This window comes from Halolactibacillus halophilus, from assembly GCF_900115605.1.
Lineage (GTDB): Bacteria > Bacillota > Bacilli > Bacillales > Amphibacillaceae > Halolactibacillus > Halolactibacillus halophilus.
The window spans coordinates 137,763-154,937 of record NZ_FOXC01000001.1; the positions used below are offsets into that span (position 1 = coordinate 137,763).

The 17,175-nt window shown below is 38.4% G+C and carries 16 protein-coding genes, 2 tRNA genes and 1 other annotated feature (1 of these 19 cut by a window edge); of the genes, 3 read left to right on the forward strand and 15 right to left on the reverse strand.

The window, feature by feature from the left end; all coding sequences use genetic code 11:
• Positions 1–202, reverse strand: a binding site (T-box leader) (it extends 25 nt beyond the left edge of the window).
• Between the two features lie 265 nt (positions 203–467).
• Both hemL and hemA read right to left on the reverse strand, forming a co-directional pair.
• On the reverse strand, positions 468–1,766 hold the full coding sequence (gene hemL, locus BM098_RS00730) for a glutamate-1-semialdehyde 2,1-aminomutase (protein ID WP_089829360.1): 1,299 nt from the start codon (positions 1,764–1,766) through the stop codon (positions 468–470).
• Positions 1,753–2,958, reverse strand: a complete 1,206-nt coding sequence (gene hemA, locus BM098_RS00735; RefSeq protein ID WP_089829363.1) for a glutamyl-tRNA reductase — start codon at positions 2,956–2,958, stop codon at positions 1,753–1,755. Before hemA ends, hemL begins: the two co-directional genes overlap by 14 nt.
• A 186-nt stretch (positions 2,959–3,144) precedes the next feature.
• Here hemA and BM098_RS00740 point away from each other — a divergent pair, with 186 nt between their 5' ends.
• Positions 3,145–3,627 carry a LiaF transmembrane domain-containing protein gene (locus BM098_RS00740; protein WP_089829365.1) on the forward strand — a complete coding sequence of 161 codons (483 nt, stop codon included), beginning with the start codon at positions 3,145–3,147 and terminating at the stop codon, positions 3,625–3,627.
• Positions 3,628–3,721: 94 nt separating this feature from the next.
• Here the strand turns inward: BM098_RS00740 and yihA are convergent, their stop codons facing one another.
• The 10 genes from yihA to BM098_RS00790 form a co-directional block, all read right to left on the reverse strand.
• The gene (gene yihA / locus BM098_RS00745; protein WP_089829367.1) at positions 3,722–4,303 is read right to left on the reverse strand and encodes a ribosome biogenesis GTP-binding protein YihA/YsxC; all 582 of its coding nucleotides are present in this window, start codon (positions 4,301–4,303) and stop codon (positions 3,722–3,724) included.
• Complete coding sequence (lon, locus tag BM098_RS00750; RefSeq protein WP_089829369.1) at positions 4,304–6,622, reverse strand: endopeptidase La; 2,319 nt, start codon at positions 6,620–6,622, stop codon at positions 4,304–4,306.
• A gap of 128 nt (positions 6,623–6,750) precedes the next feature.
• Positions 6,751–7,998 carry an ATP-dependent protease ATP-binding subunit ClpX gene (gene clpX, locus BM098_RS00755; RefSeq protein ID WP_089829371.1) on the reverse strand — a complete coding sequence of 416 codons (1,248 nt, stop codon included), beginning with the start codon at positions 7,996–7,998 and terminating at the stop codon, positions 6,751–6,753.
• A gap of 374 nt (positions 7,999–8,372) precedes the next feature.
• Positions 8,373–9,659 carry a trigger factor gene (tig, locus tag BM098_RS00760; protein ID WP_089829373.1) on the reverse strand — a complete coding sequence of 429 codons (1,287 nt, stop codon included), beginning with the start codon at positions 9,657–9,659 and terminating at the stop codon, positions 8,373–8,375.
• Between the two features lie 175 nt (positions 9,660–9,834).
• Entirely contained in the window at positions 9,835–10,809 is a 975-nt protein-coding gene (locus BM098_RS00765; RefSeq protein WP_089829375.1) for a tetratricopeptide repeat protein, read from the reverse strand.
• A 133-nt stretch (positions 10,810–10,942) separates the two neighbouring features.
• Complete coding sequence (locus BM098_RS00770; RefSeq protein ID WP_089829377.1) at positions 10,943–11,182, reverse strand: DUF2164 family protein; 240 nt, start codon at positions 11,180–11,182, stop codon at positions 10,943–10,945.
• Between the two features lie 126 nt (positions 11,183–11,308).
• Positions 11,309–11,382 (reverse strand) — tRNA-Arg (locus tag BM098_RS00775).
• A 4-nt stretch (positions 11,383–11,386) separates the two neighbouring features.
• A tRNA-Gly gene (locus BM098_RS00780) sits at positions 11,387–11,460 on the reverse strand.
• A 185-nt stretch (positions 11,461–11,645) separates the two neighbouring features.
• Positions 11,646–12,158: a YfcE family phosphodiesterase gene (locus BM098_RS00785; protein WP_089829379.1), complete on the reverse strand. Its 513-nt coding sequence runs from the start codon at positions 12,156–12,158 to the stop codon at positions 11,646–11,648.
• Between the two features lie 15 nt (positions 12,159–12,173).
• Complete coding sequence (locus BM098_RS00790; RefSeq protein ID WP_089829381.1) at positions 12,174–12,764, reverse strand: XTP/dITP diphosphatase; 591 nt, start codon at positions 12,762–12,764, stop codon at positions 12,174–12,176.
• A gap of 208 nt (positions 12,765–12,972) precedes the next feature.
• Between BM098_RS00790 and fic the strand changes: the two genes are divergently transcribed.
• Entirely contained in the window at positions 12,973–13,578 is a 606-nt protein-coding gene (fic, locus tag BM098_RS00795) for a protein adenylyltransferase Fic (protein ID WP_089829384.1), read from the forward strand.
• 97 nt (positions 13,579–13,675) lie between these two features.
• Here fic and rph read toward each other — a convergent pair whose 3' ends face one another.
• The 3 genes from rph to BM098_RS00810 all read right to left on the reverse strand — a co-directional run bounded on the left by rph (position 13,676) and on the right by BM098_RS00810 (position 15,927).
• On the reverse strand, positions 13,676–14,425 hold the full coding sequence (gene rph, locus BM098_RS00800) for a ribonuclease PH (RefSeq protein WP_089829385.1): 750 nt from the start codon (positions 14,423–14,425) through the stop codon (positions 13,676–13,678).
• 257 nt (positions 14,426–14,682) lie between these two features.
• On the reverse strand, positions 14,683–15,510 hold the full coding sequence (gene racE / locus BM098_RS00805) for a glutamate racemase (RefSeq protein WP_089829387.1): 828 nt from the start codon (positions 15,508–15,510) through the stop codon (positions 14,683–14,685).
• Between the two features lie 6 nt (positions 15,511–15,516).
• Positions 15,517–15,927: a MarR family winged helix-turn-helix transcriptional regulator gene (locus tag BM098_RS00810; RefSeq protein ID WP_234987372.1), complete on the reverse strand. Its 411-nt coding sequence runs from the start codon at positions 15,925–15,927 to the stop codon at positions 15,517–15,519.
• Positions 15,928–16,191: 264 nt separating this feature from the next.
• Between BM098_RS00810 and BM098_RS00815 the strand changes: the two genes are divergently transcribed.
• Positions 16,192–17,109: an aldo/keto reductase gene (locus BM098_RS00815; protein ID WP_089829391.1), complete on the forward strand. Its 918-nt coding sequence runs from the start codon at positions 16,192–16,194 to the stop codon at positions 17,107–17,109.
• Positions 17,110–17,175: the final 66 nt, after the last annotated feature.

The following is a 17,175-nucleotide window of genomic DNA, read 5'->3' on the forward strand; positions in this document are numbered from 1 at the left end:
CCGTGGTACCACCTTTGTTTATAGCACAATTGCTATACACTTCATGCATTGATAACGGTATGTGACCGGCTTAACCTACTTGTTGTTCAATTAAGCTACATCCGAGGCTACCTTCAGTGTATTAATGACTTAAGAGTTTTTCAGCCATGAACTCTCTCTCTGTAAAGATTAATACCTTACTCTTCCTCATCATCGTATCGCTATTCTTCTGTTCTTTATTTTAGCGAATAACATGAATAAAATCAACATATCTTTTTATTTAGTTAGAATAATTGGCCGTTTCCGCTTATCATCATTGCTAAACCCATCTGAGAGCGTCTGATGGCTTGGGTTAGCTGTCTTAACAACAAGACCGGCGGGATAACTAACCTTTTCTCTGCGATTTTGTTGTAAACACCATCCCCTTATATCAACACTGTGTCACTTCGTTTCGTCACGATCTAAGGGGATGATGAAAGTTATCTGATCTATACGTGTGCTTGGAGCGCTTTAAAACTTACATCAATAGCTTCAATCGTGCGGTCAATATCTGCTTTTGTATGTGCTGTTGATAAAAAGACCCCTTCATATGGTGAAGGTGGAAGTAAAATACCTTCTGTCAACATCGTCTGATAATAATGATTAAATAAATCATGGCGGCTATTTTTAGCCGTTTCATAGTTATAAACTGGCGTATCACTAAAGTAAATCCCAATCATAGACCCGGCAACATTGACTTGGAGCGGAATGTTGTACTGTTCTTTTTTCTCTAAAAAGCCCTGCTTTAATTGATTAAGCCGCTCGTTTAATTGTTGATAACTTGTTTCCGTTAGATTGTCTAACGTAGATAAGCCGGCCGTCATCGCAAGGGGATTACCAGACAGTGTGCCAGCTTGATAAATATTACCACTCGGAGCAATCTCTGACATATAGATTTTCTTTCCACCGTAACACCCAACCGGTAATCCCCCACCAATCACTTTACCAAGACACGTCAAATCAGGTGTCACACCAAAATGGCCCTGGGCACCGTAGTAACCGACCCGAAACCCTGTCATCACTTCATCAAAAATGAGTAAACTCCCGTAGTCTTCGGTCAATTCACGTAACGTTTCTAAAAAGCCAGCAACCGGTGGCACGACCCCCATATTACCAGCAACTGGCTCAACGATGACACATGCTAGTTCGTTACCGTACTCTTTAAAAGCAAGTTTTACGCTTTCAATATCGTTATAAGGAACGGTAATCGTATCTTTTGCTAGGGCGTCTGTTACGCCGGGTGAATCTGGTAAGCCAAGGGTCGCGACACCAGAGCCTGCTTTAATGAGTAAGGAATCACCATGACCGTGATAACACCCTTCAAACTTCAAAATTTTATTCCGGTTCGTTACCCCACGTGCCAGTCTTAAGGCACTCATCGTCGCCTCTGTTCCTGAGTTTACCATCCGAACCATCTCCATTGATGGGACACGTTCAATCACAGCTTGCGCCAGTTGATTTTCTTTTTCTGTCGGTAAGCCAAAGCTAGTGCCTTTCATTAATGTTTCGGAGAGCTGCTTAACAACAGCTGGGTGCCGGTGACCTAGGATGAGCGGCCCCCAACTTAAAATATAATCAATATACCGATTGCCATCGACATCGGTTAAATAAGCACCCTCACCTGCTTCAGCAAATACAGGCGTCAAATCGACAGAACGAAAAGCGCGCGCGGGTGAATTGACACCACCTGGCATGAGTTCAGCGGCTTTTAGAAACAATTGGTTAGCTTTTGGTCTAGTGTTGGTCATGGTCTCTCTCCTTTGTATTAAAAAATGCATTAGCTGAAACAGCTTCACTATTATTTGACATAAGCGCCTCTGTCACGGCTTGTTTGACGTGATGCTTGATGATGGTCCGCTGCTTCTGTTTAAGGTCTGGTAGGTGACGATCAATATCTGCCATTGTCTCAGTTAATAATTGATCCCGAAAAAGAAACTGTGTACGCCGTTTATCATCAAAGCGTTGTTGATATAGTGTTTGCTTTAGCCTTTCAACTTCAGCTGTGATCTGATTCATAATGACGGTTGCTTTTTGTCGACGCACAAAGTGATGTTTATCGATGATCTCACCTAATTGGTCTAAATCAAACAGTTCAATGCCAGGTAGCATTTGCGTCTTTGATTCAATACTTCTAGGCAGCGCTAAGTCAAGCAACAATAAACGCTTAATTTCCTTGTCTTCTAAATCCTGATAAGTAATGAGTGGTGACTCTAGTTCAAGCGATGAGACGACGATATCTACTGATGCAATATAAGCGCTCCAGTCGGCTAACGCCCCCCTTATCACTGCTTCAGGTAAGTGTGATAACTTCGATTGATCACGATTTAAAACGATCAGCTTATGTTCGCTTTTAACCGCATAATCAATAAACAATCGCCCCATCTTACCAGCACCAAGAACTAAAATGGTTTGCGGTGTCGTCACTTTTGATGCAATAAACTGATAAGCACTATAGCTAAGTGAAACAGGATGATCATTGATCCCTGTTTGTTTATGCATCTGTTTACTAAAGCGAAACACTGATTGAAAAATCGTGTGAAACGATTTAGTAACTGTTTCATATGTAACGGCTTCTTGATAAGCTGTCTTTACTTGGCCTAACACTTGCGTTTCTCCTAACACGTGTGCGAGTAATCCTGTAGACACTTGTAGTAGATGAGTAAGAGCAGCATCACTTGAGTATTCAACAAACTGATGCTGAAAGACAGCCGGTGTCAAGCCAAAAAAGGCACGTAAGATCTCTTTTACTTGAGTTTGTATGGCACCGGTGGCTTCGATATAAACTTCAAACCGTTGACAGGTTGATAAGATGACAACTTGTGTGGCGGTTTCCTGTGATAGTTGCTGGTAAAGGACCGCTTTTTCGGATTCACTTAAGACGTATTGTTCACGCTCATCAAGTGATACGGCTTGATTATTAATGGAGAAAACATGTAGCATGCGTCGGGTCACCTCCTGCAGTATAATAATATGTACTTACTTGACTTTATGATAAGTGATAGAGTTCTATGTCATAACGTGATAAAATAATGATACGTTTCATGAGTATGTAACCTTTTACACGGTATCATAGTTTTAAATGAAAAATCAACTCATGTCGCGGGAAAGAGAGGAGTGGAACAATTATTGAAAAAACATCATCACTTAGCTGCCTATTTATTGATTGGTTTAGGTCTATATTTTTTGAGTCAACAAATCTACATACCGATGATCAGTGATTTAGCAACTTGGCCAATACTACTCATCATTGTTGGAGGGATTTTTCTATTTACCGGCTATAATCATCGTGATTACGACAAATTATTACCTGGCGGTATTTTACTTCTACTTGGTCTTCATTTTTATCTTAATCAATTTTATCCAACCTGGGTCGATGAGCGGAGCGTTTATTTCATTATTGTCGGCCTTGCCTTTTTACTTCGTTACCAACAAACAAAACAAGGCTTATGGGTAAGTTTCATTTTAATTGGGATTGGTTTATTTACACTATTATCTAAAAGTGATACCGCTTTTCAATATTACATTGAATCATTTATGTCATTACTAGAGATATACTGGCCAGTCGGACTAATTATTTTTGGGATTTACTTACTTGTCAAACGAAAATAATAAGGATGACATCGCTCATTTAGATTAATAATGTTCATTCATTTTACAGAAAGAACCACCTTTTGAGTCACAGACTAAAAGGTGGTTTCTTTGATTAAAGAAAGCGTTCTATTTCTCGCCAAGCGTCATCTTTACCTTGTCCAGTTTCACTCGAGAACGGAACAACAACATCGCCTGCTTCTAACTGAAGTGTATCCTTGACACGTTTAATATGTTTATGAATTTGCGATTTCTTTAACTTATCAAGTTTCGTCGCCACAACAATGACCGGCAACTCATAATGTTTGAGAAATTCATACATTGAAATATCATCTTTTGATGGCTCATGGCGTAAGTCAACGACAAGAACGGTTGCCTTTAAATTTTCACGTTCAGAGAAATAGGTCTCCAGCATCCGACCCCACGCCTCACGTTCTGTCTTTGAAACTTTCGCATAGCCGTAACCTGGCACATCAACAAAGTGAAAGAATTCATTGATCAAGTAAAAATTCAACGTTTGAGTCTTTCCTGGCTTTGATGACGTTCGTGCAAGTGCCTTACGGTTAATCATTTTATTAATAAATGAGGATTTCCCAACATTTGACCGACCCGCTAAAGCGATCTCAGGGTATCCCTCACTAGGGTATTGTTTTGGGGCAACAGCACTAATTGTAATATCAGATTTTGTTACTTTCATTTACTTCACCTCCACTAATGCATATTTGAGGACATCATCCATATGTTCAACCGGAATAAAAGTCATATGATTTTTAACACTCTGAGGAATGTCTTCAAGATCCTTTTCGTTATCCTTTGGAAATAGAATCGTCGTGATGCCACTTCTATGGGCACTCAATGATTTTTCTTTTAATCCGCCAATTGGTAACACCCGACCCCGTAGCGTAATCTCACCCGTCATACCAACTTCTTTTTTGATTGGCCGTTTCGTAAGGGCAGAAATCAAAGCAGTCGCCATCGTAATCCCGGCAGATGGGCCATCTTTTGGGGTGGCACCTTCAGGCACATGAATATGAACATCATTTTTCTCATAGAAATCAGGTTCAAGCTCTAACACGTCTTGTCTTGAGCGAACATAACTCATCGCTGCTTGAGCTGATTCTTGCATGACATCGCCTAACTTACCAGTTAATTGTAACTTACCTTTCCCAGGAACAACGCTGACTTCAATGCTTAAAATATCGCCACCAAAGGCCGTGTATGCAAGTCCTGTCGCTGTTCCAATTAAATCTTCTGATTCACGCTCGCCGTAGCGATACGGGGGATGTCCTAGAAAATCGACTAATTTATTTTTCGTCATGACAATCCGCGTTTCAGGTGCATCAAGATGTTGCCGAGCTGCTTTTCTAACGAGACTCGCAATTTGACGCTCAAGTTGTCTTACGCCCGCTTCTCTCGTATAGCGCCGGACAAGTTCTAAAATGGCATCTTTTCGAATTTGTAGATGATTGCCATCTAAACCATGTTTTTTTACTTGTTTAGGTACAAGATAGTTTTTGGCGATAAATTGCTTTTCAATTTCTGTATACCCTGATAATTGGATCACTTCCATCCGGTCTAAGAGTGGTGCAGGAATACCATCACGCTGGTTAGCCGTTGCAAGAAAAAGTACTTGACTTAAGTCATACGGTTCCTCGATAAAGTGATCACTAAATTGATGATTTTGTTCTGGGTCAAGCACTTCAAGCATAGCTGAAGCTGGGTCACCCCTGAAATCATTGGCCATTTTATCTATCTCATCTAACAGAATAACTGGATTAACTGTTCCGACCTTTTTCATTGCTTGCATCATACGACCCGGCATCGCCCCAACATATGTCCGGCGGTGGCCTCTAATTTCTGACTCATCTTTAACACCACCTAGTGAGACACGCGTGAACCGGCGCCCCATCGCCCGGGCAATAGACTGAGCGAGCGAAGTTTTCCCAACCCCCGGTGGACCGACAAGACATAAAATGGGGCCACTTAAATCATGGGTTAGTTGTTGTACCGCAATAAATTCTAAGATTCGGGCTTTAATTTTTTCTAAACCAAAGTGATCTTGATCAAGTACTTTTTCAGCTTTATGAATATCTAACATATCAGGCGTCATCTCTTGCCAAGGCAACTGAATTAACCAGTCTAGATAATTTCTTATAATACCAGATTCGGCTGACGTTTGTGGAATCCGCTCAAACCGGTCCAATTCACTTTTGGCCAGTTGTTTAATCCTATCTGTCATATCACTAGCTTCAATTTTCTTAAGTAAATCACTCACATCTTTTTGTTTACCATCTTTATCGCCGAGTTCTTTTTGAATGACCTTTACTTGTTCACGAAGATAAAATTCTTTTTGTGATTGTTCAATTGTCTTTTTCACTTTTTGATTGATTTGTTTTTCAAGCTTTAGTAATTCTTGTTCATTTGACAACATCTGAATCAGTACTTTAGCCCGCTCTTCCAAATCAATCAGATCAATCAACAGTTGTTTTTGACTCACTTTGATATTTAAATACGAACTCACCACGTCACTAACATGGGAGAGGTCATCAATGTCCATAATATCTTGATACGTTTCTTTTGATAATTTTGGTGATAAGTCAACATAACGTTTGAACCCATCTGAAATTGACCGAATATACGCATCTTCTTTTAATTCACTTTCTGGCTTGACTTCAGATAACTTATCAACATCTGCGATATAATAGTCATCATGTTTCGTCATAGCTGACGTTTCAGCCCGGTAGAGTCCTTCAACTAAGATACGAAACGTGCCGTTTGGTAATTTCAACATTTGTTTGATATAGCCAACAACACCTGTTGTAAACAATTCTTCTTGTTTTGGTACCTTCACACTTGTATCACGCTGGGCAACAAAAATCACGCGTCTATCCCCAGCCATTGCTTTCTCAACCGCATCAATCGATACTTTGCGACCAATATCTAAATGCATGACGACGTTCGGAAATACAACTGTGCCTTTTAGTGGTACGAGTGGTATATGTGGTTTTTTCGCCATCCCATCCCTCTTCTCTTAAAACTCAATACGTATCCGCACGTATTGATGGTTAGTATTTATCATATATTAGATAAGGAATAGAAAATCCCTTGTGAGACACAAGGGATTCATAGTTCCTATCCTTTTCATTAAGCAAGCTCTGAGCCATCTTCAAGTAACAATTTCGGATGATTTGCTTCATCTTCAACTGTTGCTTTTGTGATGACACATGTCTTAATATCTTCACGTGACGGTAATTCATACATCACATCAAGCATAATCCCTTCAAGGATCGAACGAAGACCACGGGCACCTGTATTTCGTTCCATCGCCTTATGAGCAATAGCAACAAGGGCATCGTCTTCAAATTCTAAATCAACGCTATCCATTTCAAATAAACGTTTATATTGTTTAACGAGTGCATTTTTCGGTTGCGTTAAAATTTGTACGAGCGCATCTTGGTCAAGTGGTTCAAGAGCTCCAATAATCGGTAAACGACCGATGAATTCTGGAATCAAACCAAACTTGAGTAAATCCTCTGGTAAAACTTTTTGTAAGAGTTGTGCTTTGTCCATATCATTAATGTCCGTTTCAGCGCCAAACCCAATCACACGCTTACCTAAGCGACTCTTAATGATTTGGTCAATGCCGTCGAAAGCTCCCCCAACGATGAATAATACGTTGGTCGTATCGATTTGAATAAACTCTTGATGTGGGTGCTTACGCCCCCCTTGTGGTGGTACACTTGCGACAGTACCTTCTAAAATTTTAAGTAACGCTTGTTGTACACCTTCACCACTAACATCACGTGTAATTGATGGATTTTCTGATTTACGTGCGACTTTATCAATCTCATCGATATAGATAATCCCTTTTTCAGCTTTTTCGACATCGTAATCCGCTGCTTGAAGTAGCTTAAGTAAGATATTCTCAACATCTTCCCCAACGTAGCCTGCTTCAGTCAGAGATGTCGCATCGGCAATCGCAAATGGTACATTCAAAATACGCGCAAGAGTTTGAGCAAGCAATGTTTTACCACTACCTGTCGGTCCAATCATGGCGATATTACTTTTTTGAAGTTCGACATCACCGGTTGTTTTTGGCGCGTTAACGCGTTTGTAGTGATTATACACCGCAACAGAAAGGTTGCGTTTTGCTTTTGTTTGACCGATGACATAATCATCTAAAATTTGATTGATTTCTTGAGGCTTTGGTACTTCAGTAAAGCTCATTTCCTCATCTGTACCTAATTCTTCTTCCACAATCTCAGCACATAGGTCGATACATTCATCACAAATATATACCCCAGGACCTGCGACTAATTTCCTTACTTGATCTTGACTTTTACCACAAAAAGAACATTTTAACTGTCCTTTTTCTTCGTTAGATTTATACATTCAGTTCACCTCTCTATAATAACACCATCATATTGATTGATTTTGTTTACTTTCATTATCATATCAAAGAATCTTAAAGAATTAAAATAATAGCCCTTATCCCGCTTCAAATCTTCTCTAATCGCCAAATATTTTACTTTTTAATTACAAAAGCATATGTATTCTATCATAAGTCACAACCGATGTCTTTTAAAAAGATGCCCTATACCTGATATTTTAATTTTAAGTAGGCCATTAAAAAAGACCAAAAAAAATATGTTGGGTTTTTCTATGTCAACATAGCATCATTCGATTTGCGTGTAGCACACTTTAAATGGTAGAAAACAAGGCGATCTTAGATCGCCTTGTTTTACTCCATCATATAATCAGTGAACTTACTTCGTTACGCTATTGTCTACTAAGAAGTCAATTGCTTTTTTGAATTTAAGGTCATCTTTAATCGCGTCTGTGTTACCACCTAGCATTTGTGTTAGTTGTTCCATTTCTAGGTTGTACATTTCAGCCATTGATTGAAGTTCTTCTTGTACGTCTTCATCTGTTGCTTCAAGGTTTTCAACTTGAGCAATTGCTTCAAGAACAAGATTTGTTTGAACGCGTTTGTCAGCATCACCTTTCATTTGGTCTTTCAGTTGATCTTCTGTTTGACCTGAGAATTGTGTATACATTTCAAGCGTCATACCTTGTTGTTGTAAGCGTTGTTCAAACTCACGTACCATACGGTCTAACTCTGAATCAACCATTGCTTCTGGAATGTCAATATCAGCATTTTCAGTCGCTTGGTTAATCAGTGATTCACGCACAGCTGCGTCCGCTTCGTTTTGTTGTTGTTCTTCAAGACGTTTCTTTGTTTTCTCTTTAAGTTCAGCAAGTGTTTCCACTTCATCATCCACATCTTTAGCAAACTCATCATCCATTTCTGGTAATTCTTTTGCTTTTACCTCATGGATTTTAACTTTGAACGTTGCTGGTTGACCTGCAAGGTTTTCAGCATGGTATTCTTCTGGGAAAGTAACTTCTACTTCTGTTTCTTCGCCCGTTGTTTTACCAATTAATTGTTCTTCAAATCCAGGAATAAATGAATCTGAACCAATTTCTAATGAATGGTTTTCAGCTGCGCCACCTTCAAATGCTTCGCCATCAACGAAACCTTCGAAATCTATAACAACAGTGTCGCCATTTTCAATTGCGCCTTCTTCTTTTACCACTAATTCAGCAAGTGATTGACGTTGGTTACCTAAGTCATTTTCGACATCTTCATCTGTTACGTTAACATCTACAGATTCTACTTCTAACCCTTTGTAGTCACCAAGTGCAACTTCTGGCTTCACTGTTACTTTTGCTGTAAAGTGTAGTGCTTCACCTTTTTCGATTTGTGTAATATCGATTTCTGGTTGATCAACTGGTTCAATACCTGCTTCGTCAACTGCGTTAGAATAAGCTTCTGGTAGAACGATATCTACTGCATCTTGATAAAGTGACTCTACACCAAAGCGTTGTTCGAACATGCCGCGAGGAATGCGTCCTTTACGGAACCCTGGTAATTGTACGTCTTTTACGACTTTTTTGAAGGCTTCATCAAGCGCTTCGTTGAATTGTTCTGCTGATACTTCTACGGTAAGAAGACCTTCATTGCCTTCTTTTTTTTCCCATTTAGCTGTCATTAAAATTCCCTCCATCATTACATATATATTAATATTATTTGCCGTTCATCTATGATACTTTAGCTCTGTTTCACAACCGAACGCAAACTACAACCACTACATTATAACATAAACCTTTTCTGTTTCAAGATTTAGTGTTCAAGTGATGACAAATTTCTTAAACAATTGACCGCTTCTATTCTTCTAGTAGTGAAAAATAGAGTTGTTCTGTCTCCATTAACTGTATCATTTTGTCTTCTGCTTCTTTTGAAACAGCATGTTTAGGATCATGAAAAGCTTGATTAACTATGGAAACAATCGCTTCTTTAAGAAGACCGGCATCTTCATCTTCTATGAAAGGATAACGCACATAAATATAGCGTTCAAGAATTTGCATGGCTAGTCGGTAAAAAGAAGGATTGTTCTCCTCCAAATCGTGCAACATCGTTTGTACTGCCTTATAAATCGGGTGATCGGTAAAATACGGATATATCTTTGGATTTAGCATCATCTCTTGATTAAATTTATGTATCGCAACCACCTCATCAATCCGATTTGCCTGCATCAGACTGATAATCACCGACTGAACAACTGGATGAGTCTCACTTGTTAGTAACGTTTTAAATATTTCTAAATAAGGTGTAATATCAGATTGTTGTAGATGATTAATCAAATGCCACTGAGCGAGGGTATTGTGATGATTAATCGCATCATTTAGTTCTCGTTTAGTTACATTAATTTCTGAGCTGACTTCTTCATCAACAAGTGGCTCATTAATTTCTAGTAAATTTTCAAATTGATGACGATATGTCGCATCAGTCACGTCAACGAGTACCGTTTCTAATAATTCTTTTACTTTTTTATGTTTGTGAAATTGAAACAGCAGCGTCGCATAAATATGTATGTATGTCAGATAATCGTCTGTATGTTGGTCAATTAATTCTTCTAAAAATCGTTCGGCTTCTTTTAAATCTCCTAATTCAGCTAAACAGGTTACTTTTGCGACCATGATGTCAACATCATGAATACCGTAGTCAATTAGCTCTTCAAAGACGGGTAAAGCTCTTTTATACTGATGGCTTTTAAAGTAGTCGAAGGCTTCTTTCTCAAGCCGCGTTTGTTCTTTCGGGAACAAGACAAGCTTACCTGAATCTTGATTTTTTCTTTTCATTTCTTCACCTCCTAGCATTGGCTATATTCGTTATATCTCCACAATCATGAATCTATGTATTTTATCCTAGTTACAAGGATACCCTAAAAAATAAAAAAGTAAACAGGACTTTCAAACATTTATGACTGTTCATTTATTTATTTTTCATCCCTTTTAGTGCGCGTATATCTTCATCAACTGACCACGCTTTTTCTTCCACTAACTGGCGTACGTCTTCAATCGCTTGATCTTCATATAAATGAATCACGTTCTCTTCTAGAAACTTCACAAATTGATCCGCAGCAACACTACCGATTTCTAAATCAAATTCTGTCTCTAAATAACCTCTGATTGCATCTGTCGCTTTTACATACTCATCTCTATTTAAAGTCATAGTTTTCACCTCATTTCGCTAAAGTATTAAAAAGACTACTCACCCATTATAACGTAAAATGCTTATAGCTGCAGGAACATCATAACGAAAAACCTCGTAACCATATGGTTACGAGGTTTTAAAAAGCATCCCAGGAGAGATTCGAACTCCCGACCCACGGCTTAGAAGGCCGTTGCTCTATCCAGCTGAGCTACTGGGACATAATGGAGCGGGTGAAGGGAATCGAACCCTCATCATCAGCTCGGAAGGCTGAGGTTTTACCACTAAACTACACCCGCATGGATTAATTAATGTCAATTATTTCTCTAACAGACAAATTATATTATAGTTTTTTTGACGGTCAATGTCAATATCTTTTCAGTATTTTTGTATTTTACTTAGGCGTATCGCTAACATGATATAGGTCAATAATGCCTATACTTTTATATTGACCTTAAGACAAAGGGCCTCTGGCCCATTGTCATTACAAGGTATATTCTGTGGCTAACTCTTTTACTTCTTTGCCGTTTAATTGATAAAAATTAATCTTATAAGTGTGATCATCCCAAGACAAAATTGCGTACGTTTCTTCGCGTCTCCCGCGCGGTAGACGAATACTTCCTGGATTAATAACGATTTGATCCCCCATCTTTGTCGCATGCGCCAAATGTGAGTGGCCATGACAAACAACTGTCGCTTGTTGCTCTGATGCTTGATAGGTGATTGGGTCAAGTGTCATCTTCACGTTATGATGATGACCGTGCGCTACAAAAAAGCGCGTGCCTTTAATATCTACCGTTAAATCTTCAGGGTACTCTGAATCATAATCACAGTTACCTGTTACCTTCAAAAAATCAACCATAGCTGGATGATTGTAATCGAGTTCTGAGTCACCACAGTGAATCATCCCATCAACTTTATCTTGATACTGATCTTTTAATTGTTGAACTTCATCTGTAAATCCGTGACTGTCACTTGTAATTAATACTGTTGGCATTTGTTCATCTCCTTGTTATTGCTGTTCTATCCAATCAGCAAGTTTTCTTAATGCATTTCCTCGGTGGCTGATTGCTGCTTTTTCTTTATGATTGAGTTCAGCCATTGATCGCATTTCGCCATCCGGCTGAAAAATCGGATCATATCCAAAACCATTTTCCCCACGTCTCTCACATAAAATCTTGCCCTCACAATATCCATGCTCGACGATTGTTTCTTTTCCTGGCTCACTGACTGCAATCGCACAAACAAACCGAGCGGTACGGTCTTTTTCTGCTACACCTTTTAAATTTTCAAGTACTTTATCGATGTTTTTCTCATCATCTTTTTCAAGTCCCGCATAACGCGCTGAATACACACCCGGTTCTTTGTTTAAAGCATCGATCTCTAAACCTGAATCATCACTAATCACTGGCATATTTAATAATGTGGCAATCGCTTCTGATTTCAATGTGGCGTTTTCACTAAATGTTGTGCCCGTTTCTTCGACATCCTCAATCGGGTCTAAGTCTAACAGCGAGATTACTTTTATGCCCTTAGGTTCAAATAAGACTTTAAAGTCACTCACTTTTCCTTGGTTTTTCGTCGCAATTAATATTTTATCCATTTTTTAACTCCTATAATTATTAGAATATTTAATATCATATTTCTTATCCATAGTGACATCTTATCACTATTATTTCAACTATTTCAATAATCTTGTCGCCTTATATTTTAAGTTTGATGTTGCATCTGTTTTTTGACGCCAGAGGTAGACTCCAGTAAAATGATTATATAATCATAATTTACACACATACAAATAGAGGTGAATAATCATGGTATTAGATAATAAATTAGGATTATCAGACCAAGTAGCGCTGGCCAAAGCAGAAGAAAAAATCAGTAAACAAAAGGCAAAAGATTTACATGATACAGGAAAAATCAACGAGATGGCGATTGGTACATTTAAAGGACTAGCAGACATTCATAGGTACTTATTTTCTGATGTTTACAATTTTGCAGGGGAAATTCGTCAAGTAAATATCGCGAAAGGCAACTTTAGATTTGCGCCAGTCATGTATCTCGAGGCATCTCTTGACTATATAGAAAGCATGCCACAAAACACTTATAAAGACATCATCAAGAAATACGTCGAAATGAACATTGCTCATCCATTTCGCGAGGGTAATGGACGTAGCACGAGAATCTGGTTAGATTTAATTTTGAAAACGGAATTAAATAAAGTGATCAATTGGAATTTGGTGGATAAAGAAAAATATTTATCAGCTATGGAACGCAGTCCTGTTAATGACTTAGAGATTAGATACTTACTGTTGGATGCTTTGACAGATAAAGTAGATGACCGAGAGCTTTACTTGAAAGGCATTGATGTCAGTTATTATTATGAGGGATATTCGGAGTATACAACTGAAGATTTATAATTGACATACCTCTATCTAGAACACGTAATCAAATAATTAGAAACACCGCTAAATCAACAATCAAGTTGGTTTAGCGGTGTTTTTGATTTTTGTTATCTTACTTTACTTCCGTGTTTATTAATTCCGCATAAGCGCCAATCGCTTCTTTTTGGTATTCAAACAAATCATTAATGCCTTTCTCTGCTAGAGCTAACATATCAAGTAATTGTTGGTGAGTGAAAGTTGATTCTTCGCCAGTACCTTGTACTTCAACAAACTCACCCTTACCTGTCATAACGATATTCATATCAACAGCCGCTTCAGCGTCTTCAACATATTCAAGGTCTAAAATACTTTCACCGTCCGGCATGACGCCAACAGAAATCGCCGCTAAATAATCAGTGAGTGGGATGGTTTCAAGGACGTTGTTGTCCACAAGTTTACCTAAGGCTAGCACCATCGCAACAAATGCGCCCGTAATTGATGCGGTACGTGTTCCACCGTCTGCTTGAATGACATCACAATCAACCCAAATCGTGCGTTCGCCTAATTTGTCTAAGTCAACAACGGCTCTAAGCGCGCGTCCAATTAAGCGCTGGATTTCCATTGTGCGACCACTTATTTTTCCTTTAGCGGCTTCACGAATATTTCTTTGTTGGGTGGCACGTGGCAACATTTGGTATTCTGCTGTAATCCAACCCTTCCCTTGATTACGCATAAATGGTGGGACGCGCTCTTCAATCGACGCATTACAAATGACTTTTGTATCGCCCACACTAATAAGAACAGATCCCTCTGGGTATTTAACGTAGTCTGTTTCAATCGTAATATTTCTTAGTTCATTGTTTAATCGGTTATTTGGTCTCAAAATTAGTTCCCCCTTTAATTATCTTCCTTATCGTAACACATTTTCGGCTACTCGCGCGCGTTTTATTCTGCATTATTTTTGATTTTTACTCACCCAACCTTTTTAATTATATTAACCACTTATAATCTAAGATAGAACTAGAAACAGCAAGCACATCATTTCAAAATATCACACAGGCGAATGGCCAAATCCATTAAAAAATCAATTGGTTTATCAACACAAAAAACTACTCACATAAGGAGTAGCTTTAATGTCTGTTAATTCGAATTATCGTCAATGACCACTTGTTCAATGTGTTCAATCGGTTGGTCCATCCATCTATTCGCAATTTGCTTAAAGATTTCTTCAGAACCTGTTGTGTAAAATTCATGAGGAAGCGTTTTGTGTGATTCATTATGCAACCTTTGATAACTTAAAATCGCACTCACTTCTCGTGCTGTTTCTTCACCCGAGGAAATAATATTCACCTGTTCCCCCATCACCTTTTGAATTGGCTCATGAAGGATTGGATAGTGCGTGCAACCTAAAATAAGTGTATCAAGATCTTGATACACTTTTAGTGGTTCAAGTGCATGTCTTACAACATCTTCACTCGCTTCAACAGAAAAATTCCCACTCTCAACAAGTGGTACAAATTGCGGACAACTTAGACCATGCACCGTTAAATCATTAGAAATATTATGTAGCGCATTTGGATATGCGTCTGATTCAATTGTTCCAACGGTACCAATGACACCAATATCTTTTGTTTCTGTCACTTTAATCGCCGCTCTTGCCCCTGGTTGAATAACACCAAGAACGGGAATAGACAATGTTTCTTTTAATAAATCTAGCGTAAACGCTGTTGCCGTATTACAGGCAATCACTAGAAGTTTAATGTCTTTTTTTAATAAAAAACGGACCATTTGTTTGGTAAAGGTGATGACTTCTTCTTTCGGTCGTGGACCGTATGGACAACGGACGGTATCACCTAAATAAATCAATTGTTCTTTTGGTAATTGACGCATCAATTCTCGTGCCACTGTTAAACCACCGACACCTGAGTCAATAACCCCGATTGGTCGATTCACTTCTACATCCCTCATTTTCGATCAGTTGTTTTGTTCTTTTTGCCACTGCATCTTTTCAAGTAGTACCCGCATCGTTTCATCGAGACCATTTATATCTGCCGTTGACATGTCATATAAAACTTCTGCCAAATACTGTTGACGCTTTTCTATTACTTCTTGAATAATTTCTTTTCCTTTAATTAACAGGTGGATCCTCACAACACGACGGTCTTTTGTATCGCGCTTACGTTCAACTAATGTGTTTTTTTCCATCCGATCAACTAAATCTGTTGTTGTGCTAAAAGCTAAATTTATTTTATTTGATAGCTCACCAATGGTTAAGTCGCCCTCTTCTAATAACCACTGCAAAGCAATAAACTGCGGGGTCGTAATACAATAGTTTTTTAAGATCTCACGACCTTTATGCTTGATGATGCCGTTAATGTAACGCATGTTTTTTTCGATTCGCACAATTGCATCTATTGACTCCGTCTCCACCGATTGATCCCTTCTTTCTAAAAAGATTCCATTAACTCTAAATTCCATCATAACATTTTTTCATGTCAGACGGTAAAGTTATTATTAAAATTTAATATGAAGTTAAACACATCCTTATTCAATATTCTAAAGGTATATGATTATCGTTTTAAAACTAAACCTGTTATGATAGACAATGTAAGTCCTTAATAAAGTGAGGCATTTATGGGAGGAATACATATGAAAACATTACAACTAGGTACCAGTGATTTACAAGCAAAAGAGATTGGTTTAGGTTTGATGCGCTTAAGCGAAAAGTCACCAAAAGAAGCCGAAGTCATTATTCAAAACGCGTTAGATTTAGGTGTGAACTTCTTTGATCATGCCGACATCTATGGCGGCGGTAAGTCAGAAGAAGTCTTTAGAGAAGCTTTTAAACACGTCTCAGCTAAGCGTGAGGATATTCTAATTCAATCAAAATGTGGGATTAGAAAAGGCTTTTTTGATTTTTCTAAAGAACATATCCTAGCGTCAACAGAAGGAATTTTAAAACGGCTTGATACGGATTATTTAGATGTATTACTGTTACATCGTCCCGATGCATTAGTAGAACCTGAAGAAGTAGCTGAAGCTTTTACTCAGTTAAAACAACAAGGAAAAGTTAAATATTTTGGTGTCAGTAATCAACACCCGATGCAAATTGAGTTATTGAAAAAATATTTAAAAGAAGACCTTATTATCAACCAAGTCCAATTTTCTCTCATGCATACACCGATGATTGATTTTGGACTAAATGTGAATATGACAAATGAAAACGGACAAAACCGTGATCAAGCCATTATCGAGTATAGCCGGTTAAATGATATGACTATCCAGTCCTGGTCACCGTTCCAATACGGTCTCATTAAAGGTACATTCTTAAATAACCCTGATTTCCCTGAGATTAATCAAGCATTAGACGAAATGGCTGAAGCAAAAGGCGTATCAAATACTACCCTTGCAACAGCTTGGATTCTGCGCCACCCAGCTAACATTCAACCGATTGTTGGTACGATGAATACCGATCGTTTAAAACAAATTACCAAAGCAAGTGAAATCAAGCTCACACGAGAAGAATGGTATCACCTCTATCAAAAAGCTGGCAACACGTTGCCTTAATCATCTAGATAAAAAGTGGCACCTGCGGGTGTCACTTTTGTCATTAGTGAGTCGTTAATTCGTTCA

Excerpts from the sequence above, each read along its gene's own strand:
- hemL (WP_089829360.1), bottom strand. The coding sequence starts at position 1,766 with ATGACCAACACTAGACCAAAAGCTAACCAATTGTTTCTAAAAGCCGCT.
- hemA (WP_089829363.1), bottom strand. The coding sequence starts at position 2,958 with ATGCTACATGTTTTCTCCATTAATAATCAAGCCGTATCACTTGATGAG.
- yihA (WP_089829367.1), bottom strand. The coding sequence starts at position 4,303 with ATGAAAGTAACAAAATCTGATATTACAATTAGTGCTGTTGCCCCAAAA.
- lon (WP_089829369.1), bottom strand. The coding sequence starts at position 6,622 with ATGGCGAAAAAACCACATATACCACTCGTACCACTAAAAGGCACAGTT.
- clpX (WP_089829371.1), bottom strand. The coding sequence starts at position 7,998 with ATGTATAAATCTAACGAAGAAAAAGGACAGTTAAAATGTTCTTTTTGT.
- tig (WP_089829373.1), bottom strand. The coding sequence starts at position 9,659 with ATGACAGCTAAATGGGAAAAAAAAGAAGGCAATGAAGGTCTTCTTACC.
- BM098_RS00765 (WP_089829375.1), bottom strand. The coding sequence starts at position 10,809 with ATGAAAAGAAAAAATCAAGATTCAGGTAAGCTTGTCTTGTTCCCGAAA.
- BM098_RS00770 (WP_089829377.1), bottom strand. The coding sequence starts at position 11,182 with ATGACTTTAAATAGAGATGAGTATGTAAAAGCGACAGATGCAATCAGA.
- BM098_RS00785 (WP_089829379.1), bottom strand. The coding sequence starts at position 12,158 with ATGCCAACAGTATTAATTACAAGTGACAGTCACGGATTTACAGATGAA.
- BM098_RS00790 (WP_089829381.1), bottom strand. The coding sequence starts at position 12,764 with ATGGATAAAATATTAATTGCGACGAAAAACCAAGGAAAAGTGAGTGAC.
- fic (WP_089829384.1), top strand. The coding sequence starts at position 12,973 with ATGGTATTAGATAATAAATTAGGATTATCAGACCAAGTAGCGCTGGCC.
- racE (WP_089829387.1), bottom strand. The coding sequence starts at position 15,510 with ATGAGGGATGTAGAAGTGAATCGACCAATCGGGGTTATTGACTCAGGT.
- BM098_RS00810 (WP_234987372.1), bottom strand. The coding sequence starts at position 15,927 with ATGCGTTACATTAACGGCATCATCAAGCATAAAGGTCGTGAGATCTTA.
- BM098_RS00815 (WP_089829391.1), top strand. The coding sequence starts at position 16,192 with ATGAAAACATTACAACTAGGTACCAGTGATTTACAAGCAAAAGAGATT.